This window comes from Streptomyces sp. KPB2 (genome assembly GCF_003950055.1).
Classification (GTDB): Bacteria; Actinomycetota; Actinomycetes; order Streptomycetales; family Streptomycetaceae; genus Streptomyces; species Streptomyces salinarius.
Genome location: NZ_CP034353.1, coordinates 7,488,076 through 7,509,358, shown reverse-complemented (window position 1 = coordinate 7,509,358; position 21,283 = coordinate 7,488,076). Strand labels below are relative to the sequence as shown.

The 21,283-nt window shown below is 73.3% G+C and carries 21 protein-coding genes; 12 read left to right on the top strand and 9 right to left on the bottom strand.

The annotated features are described in order from the left end of the window. Nucleotides 1-23: 23 nt before the first annotated feature. Complete coding sequence (locus tag D1J63_RS33965) at nt 24-1,553, bottom strand: helix-turn-helix domain-containing protein (RefSeq protein WP_125634248.1); 1,530 nt, start codon at nt 1,551-1,553, stop codon at nt 24-26. Nucleotides 1,554-1,699: 146 nt separating this feature from the next. Between D1J63_RS33965 and D1J63_RS33960 the strand changes: the two genes are divergently transcribed. The 5 genes from D1J63_RS33960 (at nt 1,700) to D1J63_RS33940 (ending at nt 6,396) form a co-directional block, all read left to right on the top strand. Beyond that, nucleotides 1,700-2,320, top strand: a complete 621-nt coding sequence (locus D1J63_RS33960; RefSeq protein WP_164713096.1) for an L-threonylcarbamoyladenylate synthase — start codon at nt 1,700-1,702, stop codon at nt 2,318-2,320. Nucleotides 2,321-2,396: 76 nt separating this feature from the next. After that, entirely contained in the window at nt 2,397-3,152 is a 756-nt protein-coding gene (locus D1J63_RS33955; protein WP_125634246.1) for a dienelactone hydrolase family protein, read from the top strand. A gap of 103 nt (nt 3,153-3,255) precedes the next feature. Further along, nucleotides 3,256-4,758: a metallophosphoesterase gene (locus tag D1J63_RS33950; protein WP_125634244.1), complete on the top strand. Its 1,503-nt coding sequence runs from the start codon at nt 3,256-3,258 to the stop codon at nt 4,756-4,758. A gap of 96 nt (nt 4,759-4,854) precedes the next feature. Then, entirely contained in the window at nt 4,855-5,685 is an 831-nt protein-coding gene (locus D1J63_RS33945; RefSeq protein WP_125634241.1) for an aldo/keto reductase, read from the top strand. Nucleotides 5,686-5,772: 87 nt separating this feature from the next. Continuing rightward, entirely contained in the window at nt 5,773-6,396 is a 624-nt protein-coding gene (locus D1J63_RS33940) for a DNA polymerase ligase N-terminal domain-containing protein (protein ID WP_125634239.1), read from the top strand. Between the two features lie 8 nt (nt 6,397-6,404). On the opposite strand, the gene D1J63_RS33935 is transcribed toward D1J63_RS33940, so the two are convergent. The 4 genes from D1J63_RS33935 to D1J63_RS33920 all read right to left on the bottom strand — a co-directional run bounded on the left by D1J63_RS33935 (nt 6,405) and on the right by D1J63_RS33920 (nt 10,385). Next, nucleotides 6,405-8,759: a SpoIIE family protein phosphatase gene (locus tag D1J63_RS33935; RefSeq protein WP_164713095.1), complete on the bottom strand. Its 2,355-nt coding sequence runs from the start codon at nt 8,757-8,759 to the stop codon at nt 6,405-6,407. A 61-nt stretch (nt 8,760-8,820) separates the two neighbouring features. Continuing rightward, nucleotides 8,821-9,288 carry a peroxiredoxin gene (locus D1J63_RS33930; protein ID WP_125634235.1) on the bottom strand — a complete coding sequence of 156 codons (468 nt, stop codon included), beginning with the start codon at nt 9,286-9,288 and terminating at the stop codon, nt 8,821-8,823. Beyond that, entirely contained in the window at nt 9,285-9,665 is a 381-nt protein-coding gene (locus D1J63_RS33925) for a DoxX family protein (protein ID WP_102929215.1), read from the bottom strand. Before D1J63_RS33925 ends, D1J63_RS33930 begins: the two co-directional genes overlap by 4 nt. A gap of 63 nt (nt 9,666-9,728) precedes the next feature. Beyond that, complete coding sequence (locus D1J63_RS33920; RefSeq protein WP_125634233.1) at nt 9,729-10,385, bottom strand: TetR family transcriptional regulator; 657 nt, start codon at nt 10,383-10,385, stop codon at nt 9,729-9,731. A 253-nt stretch (nt 10,386-10,638) separates the two neighbouring features. Between D1J63_RS33920 and D1J63_RS33915 the strand changes: the two genes are divergently transcribed. The 4 genes from D1J63_RS33915 (at nt 10,639) to hemC (ending at nt 15,093) form a co-directional block, all read left to right on the top strand. Then, nucleotides 10,639-12,090, top strand: coding sequence for an MFS transporter (locus D1J63_RS33915; RefSeq protein ID WP_125634231.1), 1,452 nt, complete (start codon nt 10,639-10,641; stop codon nt 12,088-12,090). Between the two features lie 96 nt (nt 12,091-12,186). Then, the gene (locus D1J63_RS33910) at nt 12,187-13,167 is read left to right on the top strand and encodes an ATP-dependent DNA ligase (RefSeq protein ID WP_125634229.1); all 981 of its coding nucleotides are present in this window, start codon (nt 12,187-12,189) and stop codon (nt 13,165-13,167) included. Between the two features lie 140 nt (nt 13,168-13,307). Then, nucleotides 13,308-14,084 carry an NPP1 family protein gene (locus D1J63_RS33905; RefSeq protein ID WP_125634227.1) on the top strand — a complete coding sequence of 259 codons (777 nt, stop codon included), beginning with the start codon at nt 13,308-13,310 and terminating at the stop codon, nt 14,082-14,084. 73 nt (nt 14,085-14,157) lie between these two features. Beyond that, nucleotides 14,158-15,093, top strand: coding sequence for a hydroxymethylbilane synthase (hemC, locus tag D1J63_RS33900; RefSeq protein WP_125634225.1), 936 nt, complete (start codon nt 14,158-14,160; stop codon nt 15,091-15,093). Between the two features lie 31 nt (nt 15,094-15,124). Here hemC and D1J63_RS33895 read toward each other — a convergent pair whose 3' ends face one another. Then, nucleotides 15,125-15,652: a hypothetical protein gene (locus D1J63_RS33895; RefSeq protein WP_125634223.1), complete on the bottom strand. Its 528-nt coding sequence runs from the start codon at nt 15,650-15,652 to the stop codon at nt 15,125-15,127. 302 nt (nt 15,653-15,954) lie between these two features. Here D1J63_RS33895 and D1J63_RS33890 point away from each other — a divergent pair, with 302 nt between their 5' ends. After that, nucleotides 15,955-16,746, top strand: coding sequence for a SigB/SigF/SigG family RNA polymerase sigma factor (locus tag D1J63_RS33890; RefSeq protein ID WP_125636014.1), 792 nt, complete (start codon nt 15,955-15,957; stop codon nt 16,744-16,746). On the opposite strand, the gene D1J63_RS33885 is transcribed toward D1J63_RS33890, so the two are convergent. After that, nucleotides 16,694-17,089 carry an ANTAR domain-containing protein gene (locus D1J63_RS33885; RefSeq protein ID WP_241235636.1) on the bottom strand — a complete coding sequence of 132 codons (396 nt, stop codon included), beginning with the start codon at nt 17,087-17,089 and terminating at the stop codon, nt 16,694-16,696. The two genes, D1J63_RS33890 and D1J63_RS33885, sit on opposite strands and share 53 nt — an antisense overlap. A gap of 116 nt (nt 17,090-17,205) precedes the next feature. Here D1J63_RS33885 and D1J63_RS33880 point away from each other — a divergent pair, with 116 nt between their 5' ends. Next, the gene (locus D1J63_RS33880; RefSeq protein WP_164713094.1) at nt 17,206-18,009 is read left to right on the top strand and encodes a VOC family protein; all 804 of its coding nucleotides are present in this window, start codon (nt 17,206-17,208) and stop codon (nt 18,007-18,009) included. A gap of 10 nt (nt 18,010-18,019) precedes the next feature. Here the strand turns inward: D1J63_RS33880 and glgX are convergent, their stop codons facing one another. After that, a complete protein-coding gene (glgX, locus tag D1J63_RS33875) occupies nt 18,020-20,167 on the bottom strand; it encodes a glycogen debranching protein GlgX (protein WP_125634219.1) in 2,148 nt (715 codons plus the stop codon). After that, entirely contained in the window at nt 20,164-20,679 is a 516-nt protein-coding gene (locus tag D1J63_RS33870; protein ID WP_102928505.1) for a pep a2, read from the bottom strand. Before D1J63_RS33870 ends, glgX begins: the two co-directional genes overlap by 4 nt. A 290-nt stretch (nt 20,680-20,969) precedes the next feature. Here D1J63_RS33870 and D1J63_RS33865 point away from each other — a divergent pair, with 290 nt between their 5' ends. Continuing rightward, a complete protein-coding gene (locus D1J63_RS33865) occupies nt 20,970-21,242 on the top strand; it encodes a DUF5133 domain-containing protein (protein ID WP_125634217.1) in 273 nt (90 codons plus the stop codon). The last annotated feature ends 41 nt before the right edge of the window (nt 21,243-21,283 follow it).

Below are 21,283 nucleotides of genomic sequence, written 5' to 3'. Positions count from 1 at the left end.
GCCCGCTGCCGGGCCCGGAGGACTCAGTCGTGCACAGGTGAGTCCGGATGGCCCGGTTTCGTCCCGTGCAGGGGCGGCTGGTCGAGGTCGCCGGTCGCCAGGTGGGCCAGCACGACCTCGTACAGGTCGCTGCCGGCGGCGAGCAGCTCGCGTTCGAGGACGGGTTCGGCGCTGCGGACGTGCTCGCGGACGGTCTGCGCGTGCATGCCGAGCTGGTGCGCGGCGCGCTCGGCGTTGCCGCCGGCGGCGATCCAGGTGCGCAGGGTGCGCCGCAGGTCCCGGCCGTCGGGGTCGAGCCGGCCGAGCAGGTCGTCGGCCCAGGCGCGCAGCGCGGGCCCGGAGAGCAGGTCGGCGAGGCGGGCGGCACCGGTCCGCCGGCCGGCGCCCGGCGGGTTCTCGGCCAGCCCGACCTGGGAGTTCAGCGCGAGATGGACGGCGGCCCGGACGGTCAGGTCGGCGAAGTCGGTGCGCAGCAGCGACTCGACCCGGTCCATCCGGGCACGCACCGTGTTGCGGCTGACGCCGAGGACCTTGGCCGTGTTGACCGCGGTGAACTCCAGGCCGAGCCGGGTGGTGGCGAGCAGTTCGGCGCGCGTGTGGTGCGCCAGGGTGTCGAGCGGGCTCAGCACACCGGCCGTCCAGTCGTGCAGTTCCGCCGGGTTCATCAGCAGCTCGGGGCGGGTGCGCTCGGCGTACAGGGCCGCCTGCTGGGGCCGGAACCGGGCCACGGCCAGGGCGCTGACGGCCTGTCCGTAGGCCGCGGCGGTGCGGGCGAGGCCCTGCCGGGCGCTGCCGCCGAGGAAGACGCCGGGTCGGCGGCGGACGAGTGAGCGCAGCTCCTGCCCGGCCGCCTCGCGCGGCGCGAGGACGATCACGTGTGCGTCCACCGCAGGGCACCGGACGACCAGCGCCCGTTCCCCCGTCGCCGACACGCACTCCTCGGCGAGACGGTCCCGTTCGGCGGGGCTGCTCTCCACGACGTACACGCAGGCCGTGTCGGTGTCCAGGAGGCCGGGCCAGAGTCCGGCGGCCACGCGGCGGGCGGCGACGGTGTCCTCCACCATCAGCAGTTGCAGGATGGCCAGGCGCAGGTCGGAGGTGGCGCGCCGCAGCCGGTGTCCGGCCGCGGTCGACTCGTGGCCGGCCAGCAGCAGTTCGACCACCTGGGCGGTGTGCGTGACGATGTCGGAGACGCGCCGGTCGAAGGGCGCCTCGCGCGCCACCGTCAGGACGGCGGCCCGAGCCGGCTGGGACCGCTCCACCCGGACGAGCCGCAGATGACGGCCCCGGTCCTCCAGCGCGGCCGACGCGATCCGGCCGGAGGTGACGTCGGCGAGCAGTCCCTCGTCGAGCGGGACGCGGGTGCCGGCCAGCAGCCGGCCGGTGCCGTCCTGCAGCGACACGGTGGCGTGCGCGGTGCCGGCGAGCCAGGCCACGACCCGGTTCAGGTCGCGTCCGGCCGGACGCAGGTGCTCGAGCAGTTCCCGCGCCCAGCCCGCGTGCTCACCGGCCCCGGGTGTCCGCTGCCGTTCCGCGTCCTCTCGGCCCGCCACGTCGCCCTTCTCCTCGTCTCGCCCGGTTCCCGCCCCAGGTCGGGGACGTTACCTCATGGCTCTGTGCCCGGGCCCCGTCCCGGCGTCGGCGGCCGGCGACGCCGGGCCTGCCGGGCGGGGCGGCCGAGCGGGCATAAGCTCGGTGAATGGCGAAGTACTTCGACGTGCACCCCGACAACCCCCAGCCGCGCAGCATCGCCCAGGTCGCCGACAGCGTCCGGTCCGGCGCGCTGATCGCGTACCCGACGGACTCCTGCTACGCGCTGGGCTGCCGACTGGGCAGCCGCGACGGCATCGACCGCATCCGGTCGATCCGGCACCTGGACAACCGGCACCACTTCACCCTGGTCTGCCAGGACTTCGCGCAGCTCGGCCGGTTCGTGCAGATCGACAACGACGTGTTCCGGGCGATCAAGGCGTCGACCCCCGGCAGCTACACCTTCATCCTGCCCGCGACGAGGGAGGTGCCGCGCATGCTCCAGCATCCGAAGAAGAAGACCGTGGGCGTGCGCATCCCCGACCACGTCGTCACCCAGGCCCTGCTCGCCGAACTCGGTGAACCGCTGCTGTCCAGCACGCTGTTGCTGCCCGACGAGGAGGAGCCGATGACGCAGGGCTGGGAGATCAAGGACCGGCTCGACCACGTGCTGGACGCGGTCGTCGACTCCGGGGACTGCGGCACCGAGCCGACCACGGTCGTCGACTTCTCCGACGGCGAGGCGGAGATCGTGCGGCGGGGCGCCGGCGACACGAGCCGGTTCGAGTAGCCCCGCGCCGCACGGCACCGCCCGCCCGAGTGAGCGACCGACCGCCGCGACAACCGAGAGAGAGGCACTCCCCCCGATGACCGCCGTAGCAGGAACCGCCGTGGACATCCCCACCGACGACGGCACCGCCGACGCGTATCTGACCCACCCGGCCGACGGGGAACCCCGTCCCGCGGTCCTGCTGTACATGGACGGCTTCGGGCTGCGCCCGTCCCTGCGCGCCATGGCGGACCGGCTGGCCGGGGCCGGCTACACCGTCGTGGTGCCCAATGTCCTCTACCGGGAGGGCCGGGCACCGGTCGTGGACCTGCCCGAGTTCATCGACCAGGCGTCGCGGCCGAAGATCTTCGAGCGCCTCGGACCGATGATGCGGGCCCTCACGCCGGAGCGGGTGGAACGGGACGCCGACGCGTATCTGCGGTGGCTGACCGGTCGCCCGGAGGCGGCCGGCGGCCCGGTGGCGGTGGTCGGCTACTGCATGGGCGCCGGCCTCGCCCTGCGCACCGCCGGCGCGTATCCCGACCGGGTCGCGGCGACGGCCGGCTTCCACGGCGGAAACCTGGCGACCGAGGCACCGGACAGCCCGCACCGGGTGGCCGGGCGCCTGAGGGGCGAGGTGTACTTCGCCCATGCCGACCGGGACCCGGGCATGCCCGCCGAGCAGCAGGAGCGGCTGGAGGCGGCCCTGACCGCGGCGGGCGTGACCCATCGCTGCGAGGTCTACGCCGGGGCGCACCACGGCTACACCCAGGTGGACACCTCCGCCTACGACGAGAAGGCGGCGGAACGCCACTGGGAGGCGCTGCTCGACCAGCTGAACCGGACGTGGTGACCCCGACGCCCACGAGAACGCCCACGAAAACGCCCGCGCCGGGCCGGACTTGGCGCTCCGGCCCCCGTCCGGGCCCCGGGCCGGGCGTTGTTACCGTGCCCGGGTGTCCAACTCCTCACGTGATTCCGCCGAAGGCGCCGGCTGGGGCTCCGCCGAGCCCGGCGCCTACCGGGCCCTGATGCCGCAGCGCACCGAGAAGCTGTCCTGGCTGAACCCGAGAACGCTGTGGGCCGCCCGCAACGGCGTGCTGGCCTCCTGGTTCGGGGACCCCACGGGCAACACCCGCGCCCGCTGGGTGGCACAGCGGGCCGCGGCCGGCGCACCGGCCGACAAGATGATCCGGCGCGACGACCCCGACCGGTTCTCCTTCCTGGTCGTCGGCGACACGGGAGAGGGCGACGACCCCCAGTACGCCGTCGTGCCCGGGCTGTTGAAAGCGGGCGGCGACACCCGGTTCGCGGTCCTCGCGAGCGATGTGATCTACCCGGTGGGCAGCGCCGACGACTACGGCACGAAGTTCTTCCGCCCCTACCGCGACTACCGGGCACCCATATACGCGATACCGGGCAACCACGACTGGTACGAGGACCTCGGCGGCTTCATGCGCGTCTTCTGCGACGACGCCCCGCCCCTGCCGCCGGATCCGGCGCCGCGCCCGTTCACCCCCGCATGGCTGCGGTCCCTGCTGTGGCACCGGCCGCGCCCCGACGACGGCCGGCACCTGGACGAGGCGCGCAAGCTGCGCCCGTCCCCCGCCCAGCAGGCCGTCCAGCCGGGGCCGTACTGGGCCGTCGACGCCGGCCCGGTGCGGATCGTCGGCATCGACACGGGGCTGCTGGGCACGGTCGACGCCGAGCAGGGCGCCTGGCTGCGCGAGGTGTCGGCGGGAGACCGGCCGAAGATCCTCGTCACCGGCTCGCCCCTGTACGTGGACGGCGAGCACCACCCGTGCCCCATCGAGGGCGGCGGCACGGTCGACGAGATCGTGCGCGATCCCGCCCATCGCTACGTCGCCGCGATCGGCGGCGACATCCACAACTACCAGCGCTACCCGGTCGACGTGGACGGCCGCACCGTGCAGTACGTCGTGGCGGGCGGCGGGGGCGCCTTCATGCACGCCACCCACACCATTCCGCGTGTCTCGGTGGCCGGGGTCACCGAGGACGACTTCCGCTCCTACCCGCTGCGCGGCGACTCGCTCGCCTTCTACAGCGCCCTGTACGGACGCCGGCTGCGGCTGCGCCGCTTCTTCACCCTCACGGAGGCCGAGGCGACGGCCGTGATCGCCGAGCGCCTCGGCATCCGCACCGGCCGTGCCCCGGGTGGCGAGGCGCGGGTCACCCGGCGCGTCCGGCTGGTCGCCGGGCTGCTGGGCACGGCACGGCGGCCCGAGCGCCGCAAGCGGTTCCGGCTGCCCGTGCGCAAGATCTACACGCAGTTGTTCTCGCCCGGTTCGGCGACGTACAGCCCGCCCTTCTTCAAGTGCTTCCTGCGCCTGGACGTGACGCCGGAGGCGGTCCGGCTGCGCTGCTACGCGGCCACCGGCAACCGGGCGCAGGAGGAGGACCCGCCGGTCGAGGACGAGGTGACGATCCCGCTCGGGTGAGGAGGTCCCCGCCGTCCGGTTGATCACCCGTCCCGGCGTGGGCGAGGCTGGGACCGGGCGGCACACCGCCGCGCACAGTCGAGGGAAGGTCCCACGGTGATCAGCATCCCGGCGTACACACTCAACGACGGCACCACGCTCCCCGCCCTGGGCCTGGGCACCTGGCCGATGAAGGACGACGAGGCGGAGCGGGCGGTCCGCGAGGCCCTTCGGGCGGGGTACCGCCTGATCGACACGGCGACGAACTACCGCAACGAGACCGGCGTCGGCCGCGGGGTCGCGTCCGCCGGTCTCCCTCGCGAGGAGATCGTCGTGACCACCAAGCTGCCCGGCCGGCACCACGGCTACGAGGAGACCCTCGCCTCGTTCGAGGAGTCCCGCGCCCGTCTCGGCGTGGAGTACGTCGACCTGTACCTGATCCACTGGCCGCTGCCGCGCGTGGACAAGTACGTCGACTCCTGGAAGGCCATGGTGAAGCTGCGCGAGGACGGTCTCGTGCGGTCGGTGGGCGTCTCCAACTTCACGGCCGAGCACATCGAGCGGCTGGAGAAGGAGACGGGTGTCCTGCCGTCCGTCAACCAGATCGAGCTGCACCCGCTCTTCCCGCAGGACGAGCTGCGCGCCTACCACGAGCGCAAGGGCATCCGCACCGAGAGCTGGAGCCCGCTGGGCCGGGGCAGCGACCTGCTGGACGACCCGGCCGTCGCCGCGGTCGCCGAGGCGCACGGGGTGACGCCCGCCCAGGCGGTCCTGCGCTGGCACACCCAGCTGGGCGCGGTGCCGATCCCCAAGTCCGCCGACCCGGCGCGGCAGCGGGCCAACCTGGACGTCTTCGGCTTCGAACTGGACGCGGAGCAGATGCGCACGGTGGCGGACCGCGCGCGGCGCCGGATCGGCGGCGACCCGGAGGTGCACGAGGAGTTCTGAGCGGGGTACCCGTTCCCGGTCGGGGGATCTCCCGGATTTCCGATCTCCCGATCTCCCGATCTCCCGATCTCCCGGAAGGAGCGTCAGGTGGGCGGCGAGAGCGACGGGCTGCGCGAATACCACGGCAAGCGGGACTTCGGCCGGACCGGTGAGCCGGCGGGGGAAGGGACGCCCGGCGAGGGCGGCGAGCCCCGCTTCGTCGTGCAGATCCATGACGCGAGCACCCTGCACTTCGACTTCCGGCTGCAGGTGGCCGACGTGCTCAAGTCCTGGTCGGTGCCGAAGGGGCCGTCCGCGGACCCGAGCGACAAGCGGCTCGCGGTGCCCACGGAGGACCATCCGCTGGAGTACGAGGAGTTCGAGGGCGTGATCCCGGCGGGTGAGTACGGGGGCGGCACGGTCATCGTGTGGGACCACGGCACGTACGAGCCGCTGAGCCACGACCGCCGGGGACGGCCGGTCGACTTCGCCGAGTCGCTGGCGCACGGGCACGCCCGGTTCCGGCTGCACGGGGCGAAGCTGCGCGGCGAGTACGCGCTGACCCGCTTTCGCGGTGGGCCGGACCGCAGCGCCGGTGAGGACGCGGCGTGGCTGCTGGTGAAGACGGCCGGCGGCGGGCGCGGGCACGGCACCCCGGACCCCCGGCGGGCCCGGTCCGCGCGCACCGGTCGCACACTGGCCCGGGTGGCGGCGGAGGACGGCCGGGAATAGCCGGGCGTTCACTGCGCGGGCAGCGGCTGTTCGGCCCAGATGGTCTTGCCGGTGTCCGTCTGGCGGCTGCCCCAGCGCTGGGTGAGCTGGGCGACCAGGAGCAGTCCGCGCCCGCCCTCGTCGTAGGCGTGGGCGCGGCGCAGGTGGGGGGAGGTGGAGCTGGCGTCGGAGACCTCGCAGATGAGGGCGGTGTGGCGGATGAGGCGCAACTGGATGGGCGGCTCGCCGTACCGGATGGCGTTGGTGACGAGTTCGCTGACGACGAGTTCGGTGACGAAGGCCGTGTCGTCCAGTCCCCACGCCGTCAGCTGCTCGCCGACGGACCGTCTTGCGGCCGCCACGCCGACGGGGTCGGGGACGACGTCCCAGGTGCGCACCCGGTCCTCGCCCAGCGCCCGGGTGCGCGCCAGCAGCAGCGCGACGTCGTCGCCGGGCTCCTCGGGCAGTACGGCCTTGAGTACGCCGTCGCACAGGGCGTCGAGCGAGGTCGCGGGCGCGGTGAGGGCCCGGCACAGTTCCGCGGTGGCGTGGTCGACGTCGCGGTCGCGGTCCTCCACCAGTCCGTCGGTGTAGAGGGCGACGACGGAGCCCTCCGGCAGTTCCAGCTCCGTCGCCTCGAAGGGCAGCCCGCCCACCCCGAGCGGCGGCCCGGCGGTCATGGTGACGATCCGGGTGGTGCCGTCGGGCAGGAGGAGGGCGGGTGCGGGGTGACCGGCGGCCGCCAGGGCCAGCCGCCGGGACACCGGGTCGTACACGGCGTAGAGGCAGGTGGCGCCCAGTTCCGCGATCTCCGCTTCGCCCTCCTGCGGGCCGACGGCCGCGAGGTGGGTGACGAGGTCGTCGAGGTGGGTGAGGAGCTCGTCGGGGGGCAGGTCGACGTCGGCGAGGGTGCGCACGGCCGTGCAGAGCCGGCCCATGGTCGCCGTGGACGGGATGCCGTGGCCCACGACGTCGCCGACGACGAGGCCGACGCGGCTGCCGGAGAGCGGGATCACGTCGAACCAGTCGCCGCCGATGCCCGCCGCGGACGCGGAGGGGAGGTAGCGGTGGGCCACCTCGACCGCGGCCTGTCCGGGCAGGTCCCTGGGGAGCAGGCTGCGCTGGATCGCCAGGGCGGTGGAGCGCTCGCGGGCGAAGCGCCGGGCGTTGTCGACGGAGACGGCGGCCCGGCCCGCCAGTTCCTCGGCCAGTACGGCGTCCTCGACGGCGTACGGCTCCCGGGGCGCGGTCCGGACGGCCAGCGCGACGCCCAGGGTGGTGCCGCGGGCCCGCAGGGGCACGGCCAGGACGGAGCAGACGGCTTCGCGGAAGGGGCGGTTGTGCGGGGCCTCGGCCTCGCGGGTGCGCATCCACCGGTCGAACTCCGGGTCCCCCGGACCGGTGAGGACGACACGGCCCTCCCGTATCGCCCGGGCGGGCGGGCTGTCGGTCGGGTGGACCTCGTGTCCGCCGAGGTGCACGGCGGGGGTGGGGAAGTTCTCGGTGGCGGAGGTGTGGGCCACCCGGCGCAGTTCGGCGTGCTCGGGCGGCTTCGCGAGGGGTTCGTCGTCGCCGAGGACCCAGTCGAGCAGGTCGACGGCGGCGAAGCCGGCGAACCGCGGCACGAGGAGCCCGACCAGTTCCTCGGCGGTGCGGACGACGTCGAGGGTGGTGCCGACGGTGGCGGCCGCGTTCAGCAGGGCCAGCCGCTCGCGGGCCCGGTGCTGTTCGGTGCTCTCGAGCGCGGCCAGGGCGACGGCGGTGAGCGCGCCGGACGCGTCGTGGACCGGCCAGATCTCCACGGTCCAGGCGTGCAGCCGGGTACCGGCCGGCGCGGGCCCGTAGCTCTCGTACTGCACGCGCCGTCCGGTCTCGACGACGACGCGCAGGTGGTGCAGGAAGGAACGGGCGTCGCCCTCGAAGTCCGCCAGCGTGTCGGACAGGCGGCGGCCGATCAGTTCGTCGGCCGGCCGGCCCATCATCCGGCACGTGGCCTCGTTGACGTGCACGAAGCGCAGGCCGGGGTCGAGGACGGACATCGACAGGGAGGCCTGCCGTACGGCGTCGTCGACCAGGGTGGGAGCGGGGCCGCCGGGCGGGTCGGCGGTCACCGCCCAGCCGCCCGGTGCTCCGTCGTCGCCCGGCAGCGGACCGGCCCGCAGCCGCAGGCTCACCGGGCGGCCGTCGCGGTGCCGGATCACGGCGGTGCCGGACAGGGTGGTGCCGGCCCGGGTGCCGGAGGGGGCGTCCCGCGCGAGCAGGTCCCGCGCGGGACGCCCCACGACCTCCTCGGCCGTGTATCCGGTCAGGCGCCGCGCGCCGTCGCTCCATCCCGTCACCAGGCCGCGGGCGTCGACGATCACCGTGGCGGAGGAATCCTCCATGCCGTCCAGGATCATCCCAGGACGATGCGGTATCAACCGGGACGGGGCGCGAGTGGCTCGGTCACCGCCGATGGGCGCGGAGCGCGGCGAGCGCGCGGTCGGCGTGCGCGTTCATCCGGATCTCGCTGCGGACGACCTCCAGCAGGGTGCGGTCCTGCCCGATGACGAAGGTGACCCGCTTGGTGGGAGCCAGGGCGAACCCCCGCTTCACCCCGAACCGCTCCCGGACCGCGCCGTCCGCGTCGGACAGCAGCGGCATGCCGAGGGTGTGGCGTCCGGCGAACTCCTGCTGCCGGTCGACGGGGTCGCCGCTCACACCGACCGGCCGCGCGCCGACCGCGGCGAACTCGCCGGCCAGGTCGCGGAAGTGACAGGCCTCCGCGGTGCAGCCGGTGGTGAGGGCGGCCGGGTAGAAGAAGAGGACGACGGGTCCGTCGGCGAGCAGTTCGGACAGGCGGCGCGGGGTGCCGGTCTCGTCCGGCAGGGTGAAGTCCTCGACGGTGTCGCCCACGGCCGGGGCCTGGCTCACGACCGGCCCTCGCTGCCCCGGGCGACGCCGCGCGCCCACAGCACGAGCGGCACCTGCACGGGCAGCCGTCCGAGGGCGGCGGCCTTCTGCGGGGTGGGGCGGTGCCGCCAGTCCCAGGCCATCTTGGCGTTGGCCGGGAACACTCCGACGAAGAACGCGGCGGCACTCAGTGCGGCGGCCCTGCGGGTGCGCGGCACGGCGAGTCCGGCGGCGAGCGCGAGTTCGGCGACGCCGCTGGCGTACGTCCACGCCCGGGGTGTGCCCGGCAGGGAGCGCGGCACGGTGGCGTCGAAGGGCCGGGGCCGGGCGAAATGGGCGACGCCCGCGGTGGCCAGCAGGCCGGCGAGCAGCAGGGGTGAGCGTTCGGACCGTGACACGGTTCCTCCTCATGGGGGCCTGCCGCGCGATATTACTCGACGGTAAGGACGTCGGTGTCCACGTCACTTCCCGCTTCGGGGCGTGACGGGCGCCAGCCACATGCCCACGATCGCGTCGACGAGGCCGTCGGCCGCCTCCCGCCAGCTGGTGCGCGGGGTGGGGCGGTTCTCGGCGAGGGCGCGCTCCCGCTCCTCCGCGGTGTGCACGATGAGGTGGCGGGCCATGTCGCCCCGCTCCGCGACGACCTCGGCCGGCAGCGCCGGCATGCACAGGTTGCGGCCCTCGATGATCGCCCGCAGGGAGACGGAGGCGCGGGACTCCTCGGTCATGATCTGGCGCAGCGCCGGGTCGGTCATGACCTGGGCGCAGAACCGCGCGTACCAGGTGGGGCTGCCCAGCGCCGCCAGGTGGTCGAACTGGGGACGGACCAGGCAGTCCACCCAGTCCCGGAGGTCGGGCGCGTCCCCGAGGGCGGCGAGCTGCCGGGCGCGCAGTTCCTCGACCCGCTCCGAGTGGCGCTGTGCGATGGCCCGCACGAGGTCCGCCTTGGTACCGAAGTGGTAGCCGACGGCGGCGTTGTTCCCCTGCCCGGCGGCCTCGCTGACCTGGCGGTTGGAGACGGCGTACACGCCGTGCTCGGCGAAGAGCCGCTCGGCGGTGGTCAGGATCAGCTGCCGGGTCGCGTTGGCCTGTTCCGTCCGGACCGTCCTGCTCGCCATGATCACCACCGCGCCGGGACCCGCTCCGTACCGCCCACGACGACCGGTCCCTCGAGTCGTCGCAGGTCCGCCGCCGTACGGCGGGCTGTCACGGAAGCCTACGGGGCGGCCGCGCCGGGCCGCCGCCCGGCCCGGACGGGCGTCCCCTCTTCACACCCCTTAGGATACTTCAAGCGACTGACTTAAATGTTCGCGCTCGGCTCTCCCACACACCGCATCACCCGTCGACACTCATCGCTCGAAAGGCTCTTCCATGCCCGCTTCTCCCGCCGCACCGCGGCCGAACGCCGTGGTGGCGGTACTGGCCCTGGCCGGGATCGTCGTCGCGCTCATGCAGACGCTGGTCATTCCGATCATCCCGGAGCTGCCGAAGCTCCTGGACGCGTCGGCCTCGGACGCGGCCTGGGCGGTGACCGCCACGCTGCTCGCCTCCGCGGTGGCCACCCCGGTCGTCGGCCGGCTCGGCGACATGTTCGGCAAGCGGCGGATGCTCCTGCTCAGCCTGGTGCTGCTGATCGGCGGCTCGGTGGTCTGCGGACTGAGCGACGCGCTGGTCCCGATGGTCGTCGGCCGCGCCCTGCAGGGCCTGTCCGCCGCCGTGATCCCGCTCGGCATCAGCATCATGCGCGACGAGCTGCCGGCCGAGCGGCTGGCCGGCGCCACCGCGGTGATGAGCGCCTCCCTCGGGGTCGGCGGCGCGCTCGGCCTGCCCGCGGCCGCGCTGATCGCGGACAAGCTGGACTGGCACATGCTGTTCTGGCTCTCCGGCGCGCTCGGCGCCCTCTCCCTGGTCCTGGTCCTGGCGCTGGTGCCGGAGTCGGCCGTGCGCACCGGCGGCCGGTTCGACCTGCTCGGCGGCGTCGGCATGGCCGCCGGCCTCGCGAGCCTGCTGCTGGCCATCTCCAAGGGCGGCGACTGGGGCTGGTCCTCGGGCACCACCCTCGGTCTGTTCGCGGCGGCCGTCGTGACCCTGCTGGTCTGGGGCTGGTGGGAGCTGCACACCCCGGAGCCACTGGTGGACCTGCGCACCACCGCCCGCCGTCAGGTGCTGTTCACGAACCTGGCGTCCGTCGCGATCGGCTTCTCGATGTTCGCGATGTCCCTGGTGCTGCCGCAGCTGCTGCAGTTGCCCGAGGCCACCGGTTACGGACTCGGCCGCTCCCTGCTGACCACGGGTCTCGTGATGGCGCCGTCCGGCCTGGTGATGATGGCCTTCGCCCCGGTCTCCGCGAAGGTGTCCCGGTCCCACGGCCCGAAGGTGACGCTGATCATCGGCGCCGTGATCGTCGCGGCCGGCTACGGCCTGAACATCGTGCTGATGTCCGAGGTCTGGCACCTGGTCCTGGTCTCCTGCGTGATCAGTGCGGGCATCGGCTTCGCCTACGGCGCCATGCCGTCGCTGATCATGGGCGCGGTGCCGCCGAGCGAGACGGCCGCCGCCAACAGCCTCAACACCCTCATGCGGTCCCTGGGCACCTCGGTCGCCAGCGCCATCGCCGGTGTCGTCCTGGCCCAGATGACCGTCGACCTCGGCGGCTTCGCCCTGCCCTCCGAGAACGCGTTCAAGGCGGTCATGGCCATCGGCGCCGGCGCTGCCCTGCTGGCCGCCGCCATAGCGACCTTCGTCCCCCGGCACCGCCCCGCCGGCCCGGCGGCCCCGGCGCCCGCCGACGGTGCCGCGGCGGAGCCCGCCCCGGTGCGCTGACCGCGACGGCGCCGGCCCCGCCCGGGACCGGCGCCGTTCGGGCGAACCTCGCGGGCAACGCGCGTGCCGACGTCCGGGCCCGTCGAGAACTGACCCGTGGAGCTGCCCCTGATCCCTCCGATGCTCGCCACCCCCGGCACCCTGCCGCCCGCCGCGCAGGACGCGCGCTGGGCCTACGAGACCAAGCAGGACGGCCAGCGCGTCGTGGTCTACCTGCCCGGCGACGGAAGCGTCCTGCTGCGGGCCCGCTCCGGCCAGGACATCACCGCCGCCTACCCCGAGCTGGCCCCGCTCGCCGCCGCGCTCGGCGACACTCCCGCCGTACTGGACGGCGAGGTGCTGGCCCTGGACGAACGGGGCCGCGCCGACTTCCAGTTGCTTCAGTCCCGGATGGGCCTCGCGCACGCCCCGGGCCGGGCGGCGCACCGGGCGGCGAGGGTCCCCGTCCACCTGGTGCTGTTCGACGCCCTGCACCTGGCGGGCCGCTCCCTGCTGCGCACGCCCTACGCCGGCCGCCGCGAGCGGCTGACGGACCTCGCCCTGAACGGGCCGTCGTGGTCGACCCCGGCCGCGCTGGTCGGCCACGGCGAACAGGCCCTGCGGGCCACCCGCGAGCACGGCCTGGAGGGGCTGGTGTGCAAGCGGCTGGACTCGGTGTACGAGCCCGGGTCCCGCTCCCGGGCCTGGATCAAGATCCGCAACATGCGCAGCGAGGACGTCGTGGTCGGCGGCTGGCTGCCCGGCAAGGGGCGGCTCGGCGGCCTGCCCGGCGCCGTGCTGGTCGGCCAGCGCGCCGCGGGCCGGCTGCGCTACGTCGGCGGGGTCGGGACCGGCTGGAGCGAGGGCGAGCGCGCGGAGCTGGCCGGGCTGCTGGCGGCCGCCGCGAGCGACGTCTGTCCCTTCGACCCGGTGCCGAGGGTGCCGGGGGCGCGCTGGGTCGTGCCCCGGCTGGTCGGCGAGGTCCGCTACAGCACCCGCACCCGCGAGGGCATGCTGCGCCAGCCGTCCTGGCTCAGGCTGCGCCCGGACCTGACGCCCGAGGAGTCGGCCGCGGACGTCCCGGACGACCTGGTGTGAGCGGCTGACCGGCTCTCAGAAGTTGGGCCGCCCTTCACCGCGGGGACGCCCGGGCCCCCTTGGCGCGGGAGTGAAAAGAGAGGACCCTGAACTCCCCTTCCCCCCACAGCCGTTGGGCTGCCCGGCCTGAGGAGGACGCGATGCGCTCGCGTACCGCCGCAACGTCCCGCCAAAGATGGCTCACCGCACCGCTCGGTGCCCTGGCTCTCGTCCTCGCCTTCCCCGCCACCGCGTTCGCGGCCCCGCCGCCGGGGCTGCCCGGCAACGCCGACACCCTGGAACGGACGTACCAGCCCGCCTACGACTACGACACCGACGGCTGCTATCCGACCCCGGCGATCGGCGCCGACGGAGCGGTCAACGGCGGACTCAAACCGACCGGCGCCCTCAACGGCAACTGCCGCGACGCCTCCGACCTCGACAACACCAACGGCTACTCGCGTGCCAAGTGCGACGGCGACTGGTGTGCCTACATGTACGGGCTCTACTTCGAGAAGGACCAGGCGCTGCCCGGCAGCAGCCTCGGCGGCCACCGGCACGACTGGGAGCATGTGGTGGTGTGGGTGAACAACGACACGGTGCGGTACGTGTCTACGTCCAACCACGGCTCGTTCAGTGTGCACGAGCGGTCGGCCGTCCGTTTCGAGGGCACCCACCCGAAGATCGTCTACCACAAGGACGGCATCGGCACCCACTGCTTCCGCCTGGCGACCTCGGGCGACGAACCGCCGGAGAACCACAAGGGCGCGTGGCAGTACCCGACCCTGGTGGGCTGGAACGGCTACCCGGCGGGCCTGCGCGACAAGCTCAGCGCCTACGACTTCGGCAGCGCCAACTTCGGCCTGAAGGACGCCGGCTTCGCCTCCCACCTGGCCGCCGCCAAGCCCGCGGGCATCGCCTTCGACCCGTACGCGTGAGACGGAGGGCGAAAACGGGCCGTTCGGGCGGAGCTCGGCCCGTGGACGCCTCCTCGCGCACTATCGTGTCCGCATGTCCGCCCCCGAACTGATCCGCATCGTCTCCCGCGACTCCCCCATGGCGCTGGCTCAGGTCGAGCGCGTCCGGGCCGAGTTGGCGGCCCTCCACCCCGGCGTGCGCACCGAGGTGGTACCCGTGAAGACGACCGGCGACAAGTGGCTCGGTGACCTGTCGCTGGTGGAGGGCAAGGGAGCGTTCACCAAGGAGGTCGACGCCGCGCTGCTGTCGGGCGAGGCCGATCTCGCGGTGCACTGCGTCAAGGACGTGCCCGCCGACCGGCCGCTGCCCGCCGGCACGGTGTTCGCCGCGTTCCTGAAGCGGGACGACGTGCGGGACGCGCTGGTCCACCCGGACGGGCTCACCCTGGACGAACTGCCGGAGGGGACGCGCGTCGGCACGTCCTCGGTGCGCCGGGTCGCCCAACTGGCCGCCACCCACCCGCATCTGCGGTGCGTACCGTTCCGCGGCAACGCCAACCGGCGGCTGGCGAAGCTCGCCGCGGGCGAGGCGGACGCACTGCTGCTCGCGGTCTCCGGCCTGGAGCGCATCGGCCGGGCCGACGTGATCAGCGAGGTCCTCTCCACCGAGGCGATGACGCCGCCGATCGGCGCGGGCATCCTGGCCCTGCAGTGCCGCGAGGGCGACAGCGCCCTGATCGACGCGGTGAGCGGCCTCGGGCACCCCGCGACGCACCGGGAGGCGACGGCGGAGCGCATGTTCCTGCACGTCCTGCAGGGGCACTGCAACAGCCCGATCGCCGGGCACGCGCACGTGGACCGGAGCGGTGAACTCTCGCTGCGGGCCTGTGTCTTCACCCCGGACGGCAAGGTCCGGCTGAACGCCCACGAATGGGCGGGCCGCCTGGACCCGGCGACCCTCGGCACCTCGGTCGCCGTGGCGCTGCTGCGGCAGGGCGCCCGGGAGATCATCGACGGCATCGCGCACTGAGCGCCGGGCTCCCGCGCGGTCGCCCGGCGGATCAGGAGGCGGAGCCCTCCTCCGACTGGCCCCGCAGGAAGGCGCTCACCTGGTGCGCCACACCGTCGTCCCGCACCGTGCCGCAGGGGACGGCGCCGGCCCCGTCGGGCAGCCCGAGGGCGCCGCTCCACAGCCGCCGGTCGGCCCACTCCTCGTCCACCCTCAGCTGCACCTGGACGTCCACCTGGCTCAGGCTCGCCTCCGGACCGGCTCCGTAGAGCACGGCGGTGGCCCGGCGCAGCGGGTAGACGTCGAAGCCCTCGACGAACTGGGAGTTGCGCCAGTCGAGGAAGGCGCTCTCCCCGTCGGGGCCGATCCGCACGTCGATCTGGCCGTCCTCCAGGTGGATGCCGAGAGGGCGCGCGCCCCGGTTCTCGACGGTCACCCGGACCCGGAAGTAGGTCAGCCCCTCGGCGGCGTCGTCACGCCCACGCGGCGGCTCGGCCGGCTCAAGACGGTGCACACGGACCCGCAGGCCGGCGTGCTCGTCGTACTCCTGCCAGTCCCCGACCACGTTCGGCTCGTACACGGTGCCCCTCTCGACCTCTCGACGCTGCTTCCTATCTGTGCGCCGATCGCACTGTCAAATGAGCGGAATGCGCTGTGGCCAGCACCTTCGCCCCTTTTGATCGATGATCAAGCGTTGCGCAGGGACGATCCGCCGGCACCCCTCCGGGCGATCACCCGGAGCGTGCCGCACATCACGTCCCGCGACCGGGCGGCCGCCCGGTCACCGGTATGCAGCCGTTCGAGTGGCCGTTCGGGGCATTCGCGCTCAGTATCCATATATACGAGGACTTGCCAGCTCCCCTGCTGAGGGAGGTGCGCGTGATGCGTGTCGCCGGCAGAACCCAGCCCCACCCGCACGACGACGCCCCCGACACGGCCGCGGCGTTCGACCGGCTCGCCGGGCTGCCCGAGGGACCGGAGCGCAAGGCGTTGCGGGACGAACTCATCCGGGTCTGGCTGCCCATGGCGGAGCGGATCGCCGTCCGCTTCCGGGGCCGCGGCGAGAACCTGGAGGATCTCTATCAGGTGGCGGCCCTGGGCCTGGTCAAGGCCGTCGACCACTACGACCCGGAGCGCGGCCACGCCTTCGAGGCGTACGCGGTGCCGACCGTGACCGGCGAGATCAAACGGCACTTCCGCGACCACATGTGGACGCTGCACGTGCCGCGCCGGATCCAGGACCTGCGCAACCGGGTCCGCAAGTCGGCGAAGGAGCTGGCGCAGACCACACCGGGCCGTGCCCCGACCGTCGAGGAGATCGCCGAGCACGCGCAGCTGACCACGGTCGAGGTGCGGACCGGCATGGAGGCCCTGGAGTGCTTCTCCGCGCTGTCGCTGGAGGCGGAGATGCCCGGCACCGACGGGTACGCCCTCGGCGACGCGCTGGGCGGCCCCGATCCCGCCTTCGACGCGGTCGTGGACCGGGTGGCGGTGCGGCCCTGTCTGGAGGCGCTGCCCGAGCGCGAGCGCACCATCCTCTACCTGCGGTTCTTCGGGGGGATGACGCAGAGCCGCATCGCCCAGCAGCTGGGCATCTCCCAGATGCACGTCTCCCGGCTGCTCACCGGCTGTTTCGACCGGATACGGGAGGAGATCCTGCAGGAGGCCCGCTGAGCGGGCGCCCGCCGCACACGGGCCGCCCCAGGCGGTCTTCCAGGGCGGCCAGGATTTCCGGCGGCATCACTCCGGTGCGCCCCCAGATGAGTATCGTTTCCGCCACATTGCGGAGTTTGATGTTCGTATGCTGGGAAACTTCCTTCAGGACGATCCACCCCTCGTCCGGCGTCACCCCGCCGAGGACGATGATCACACCGATCGCCTGGTCGACGACGGCGTGCGAGACGACCGCCTCCTTGAGCTGCCGGACCTGCTCCTGCAGCCGGAAGATCTGGTCCGAGTCGGCATCCGGGTCCGGGCGGGGGCCCGGGCGCGTGCCGGTGGGGCGCACGGTCGTCACGGGGCCTCCGTTTCGGTACCCCGTCCGGGGTACTCGCCAGGCGCCCGCCGCACTCCCGGCCGGACACTGGTGTCGAGCCGGTGGCTGCCGGTGGACGAGACCAGGACGCGACTGCCATGAACCACGACACGACCTCCTCCACCCGCAAAGAGGGCCTGCTGTCCACGCACTCCGTGTACGGCGCCCCCTGCTGGGTGAGTCTCACCAGCCGTGATGTGAAGGCCACCGAGGAGTTCTACTCCGCCGTGCTGGGCTGGCAGTGGCGGCCCGTCCGGCTGGGCGAGCCCTTCCGGATCGCCCTGGCCGACGGGGTGCCGGTGGCCGGCATCGCGGCCGTCGCCGCGATGTGGCAGATGGCGGTGGCCTGGACGCCGTACTTCGCCGTCCGCAGTGCCGACGAGGCCGCGTCGCGGGCGCAGGAGCGCGGCGGCACGGCGGCGGTCGGGCCGATCTCCCTGCCCCCGGGGCGGGCGGCCCTGCTCGCCGACCGGGACGGCGCGACGTTCGGGGTCTGGGAGGGCGAGCTGTTCTCGGACTGGGACGCCTGGCGCACCAAGCGTCCCGCCTTCATCCGGCTGCACACCCGTGACGCCTTCGACGCCGCGATCTTCTACGGCGAGATCTTCGAGTGGGCGTCGGGGCAGGGCTGCTGCGAGGTCCGGTACGAGGGCGACGAGGTGGTCCTGCGCCACGAGGGCCAGGTCGTGGCCCGCATCGAGTCGGGGGCGCTGGGAGCGGCCCCGGACCCGGCCGTGCGGCCGCACTGGCAGGTGCACTTCGCGGTCGAGGACGTCGCGGCGTGCGCCCGCGCCGCGGAGCTGCACGGCGGCAGCGTGCTCTCCCTGGACGCGGACGAGGCGGTACTCCGCGACGCCGACGGCGCGCAGTTCACGGTGACCGCGCGCCGCCTCGGCAGCTGACCTCACCGGCTCACCGGCCGGTGCGGGACGGCCGGGAGAGCAGCACCAGGCTGCGCTGCTCGACGGTCAGCCTGGTGCCCGCCTTGTGCTCGGCCTCGTCGGGGACGCCCTCCGGGTCGGCGGTGTCGACCAGGGTCGTCCAGCGTTCGCCGTAGGTGACGTCGGGCAGCCGGAAGTCGGCCGGCTCCCAGTGGCTGTTGAGCAGCAGCAGGAAGGAGTCGTCGACGACGGCCCGACCCCGTGGGTCGGGTTCGGCGATGGCGTCGCCGTTGAGGAACACGCCGACGGTGTGCGCGTCGGAGCGCCGCCAGTCGTCGTCGGCCATTTCCCGCGCGTCGGGCAGCAGCCACACCAGGTCGGGCAGCGGCTGGTCCGCGTGGGTGAGGGTCTCCCCGCGGAAGAAGCGGCGCCGGCGCAGCACCGGGTGGTCGGCGCGCAGGGCGATCAGCCGCCGGGCGAAGTCCAGCAGGGCGCGCTGTTCGTCGTCGAGCCGCCAGTCGATCCAGGAGATCTCGTTGTCCTGGCAGTAGGCGTTGTTGTTGCCGCGCTGGGTGCGGCCCAGTTCGTCGCCGTGGCAGATCATCGGGATGCCCTGGGAGAGCAGCAGCGTGGCCAGGAAGTTGCGCTGCTGCCGGCCGCGCAGCTCCCGCACGGCCGGGTCCTTGGTCTCGCCCTCCGCGCCGCAGTTCCAGGACCTGTTGTGGCTCTCGCCGTCCCGGTTGTCCTCGCCGTTGGCCTCGTTGTGCTTGTCGTTGTACGAGACGAGGTCGCGCAGGGTGAACCCGTCGTGCGCGGTGACGAAGTTGACGCTGGCGCGGGGGCGGCGACGGCTGTGCTGGTAGAGGTCGGAGGAGCCGGTCAGCCGGGAGGCGAACTCGCCGAGCGTGTGCTCCTCGGCGCGCCAGAAGTCCCGTACGGCGTCGCGGTACTTGCCGTTCCACTCGGACCACAGCTGCGGGAAGTTGCCCACCTGGTAGCCGCCCTCGCCCACGTCCCAGGGCTCGGCGATCAGCTTGACGCGGCTGATCACCGGGTCCTGCTGGATGAGGTCGAAGAACGCGGACAGCCGGTCCACCTCGTGGAACTGCCGGGCCAGGGTGGCCGCGAGGTCGAAGCGGAAGCCGTCGACGTGCATCTCGGTGACCCAGTACCGCAGCGAGTCCATGATGAGCTGGAGCACGTACGGGTGGCGCATCAGCAGGCTGTTGCCGGTGCCGGTGGTGTCGTAGTAGTGCTGCCAGTCGCCGTCCACCAGGCGGTAGTACGAGGCGTTGTCGATGCCGCGGAAGGAAAGGGTGGGACCCTTCTCGTTGCCCTCGGCGGTGTGGTTGTAGACGACGTCGAGGATCACTTCGAGGCCGGCCTCGTGCAGGGTCTTGACCATCGACTTGAACTCGCTGACCTGCTGGCCGCGGGTGCCGAGGGCGGCGTAGCCGTTGTGGGGCGCGAAGAAGCCGATGGTGTTGTAGCCCCAGTAGTTGGCCAGGCCGCGGTCCTGGAGCACCCCGTCGTGGACGAACTGGTGCACCGGCATCAGCTCCACGGCCGTCACGCCGAGGGACGTCAGGTGCTCGACGACCGCCGGGTGCGCGAGGCCGGCGTAGGTGCCGCGCAGTTCCTCGGGGACGCCGGGGTGGGTGCGGCTGAGTCCGCGGACGTGGGCCTCGTAGATGACGCTCTCCGAGTAGGGGCGCCTGGGCGGGCGGTCGTCGCCCCAGTCGAAGAAGGGGTCGGTGACCACGCCGAGCATGGTGTGCCCGGCGCTGTCGCCCGGGTCGGCCTTGCCCCGGGCCCGCTCGAAGAGGGAGGCGTGGTTGTCCACCAGCCCGTCCACGGCCCGGGTGTACGGGTCGAGGAGCAGCTTCGCCGGGTTGCAGCGGTGACCGACGGCCGGGGCCCACGGGCCGTGGACCCGGTAGCCGTAGCGCTGTCCCGGGCCGACGCCCGGCAGGTAGCAGTGCCAGACGAAGCCGTCCACGTCGGGCAGCGGGACGGTGCTGTGGTTGCCGTCGTCGTCGACGAGCACGAGGTCGACCCGCTCGGCGACCTCGCTGAACAGGGCGAAGTTGGTGCCCTGTCCGTCGTACGAGGCCCCCAGGGGGTAGGGGAGCCCGCTCCACACGGGCGCCCCCTTCCAGTTCGGCCTGGCGCGGGTCACCGGGCCTCCTCCAGCACGCCCTCGCCCGTACGTGCCCAGCCGGCCGCCCGGGCCACCGGCATGATCTCGCGCGGCACTTCCAGCCCCTCCTGGGTGATCGGCTCGGGATCCGTCGCGACCAGCGGGACGCGCTCGCCGGCGCGGGCGCGGCGCGAGAACCAGATGACCTTCGAACCGGTGTCGGTGGCGCAGCAGCCCCAGCCGTCGCTGTTGGCGGCGAGGTGCTGCAGACAGGTGCGCAGGTCCTGGTCGGGACGGAGCGCCTGGTCGTTGCCCCCTACGGCCGTGATGAGGTGCTGGCGGTTCCACCACATCTCGATCGACGTGTTCTTGTCGCTCGCGTGCTCGTCGATCGCCAGCAGCAGCATCTCGGCGCCCGAGCAGACGGGTTCGACGAGGTTCTCCAGGTCCCAGAACCGGAGGTGAGCGGCCAGGATGCGCCTGACCTGTCCGACCCGTTCCGGGCTCACTTCCACGTCGAGGTGGTAGTAGCAGGGCACTGCGGTCTTCATCGTCGTGGCTCCTCACCGCGAGGGCTCTCGCTCCTCCGCGTCCCTTGGGGGACGGGCTCCCCGATCACGAAGCGTGAGCGCTGATCGCTTCTGAGTCACTCCAGAGTGGGAGCGGTAGTCCATTCGTGCAACACGAGCAGCTCGGGGCGGGGATCGGGGCCGGGTTCGGGGCCGGAGCGGGCCCCCGGCAAGCAGTTGAAGATCCAACAAGACGGGGTGTCACCGTCCATGCACCATGTGTGAAGAACTCGATCGTCCGTACCACCGGACCGTCCGGAAGGTGACCGGCCATGCTGCTCCCCGCGAAGAGCGAAGTCGCCCGGCAGCTGCGGCATTACCGCGCCTGGGAACGCTCGATGCTGGCGTCCCCCACGGACGTCACCGTCCGGACCACCTTCGAGGACTCCGGATACACCCTCTGCGTGCTGATGGGGAAGCGGTGCGCACGCGAGGCCGCGGACGCCGCCGAAAGGTATCTGCGGTCGAACCTCGTCACCCATGCGCAGGAGCAACCGGAGCGGTTCGCCCCGTCGGGGCACAAGACCCCGTCCGGCGCGGCCTGACCCGATCGGCCCCACCCGATCGGCCCAACCCAATCGGCCGG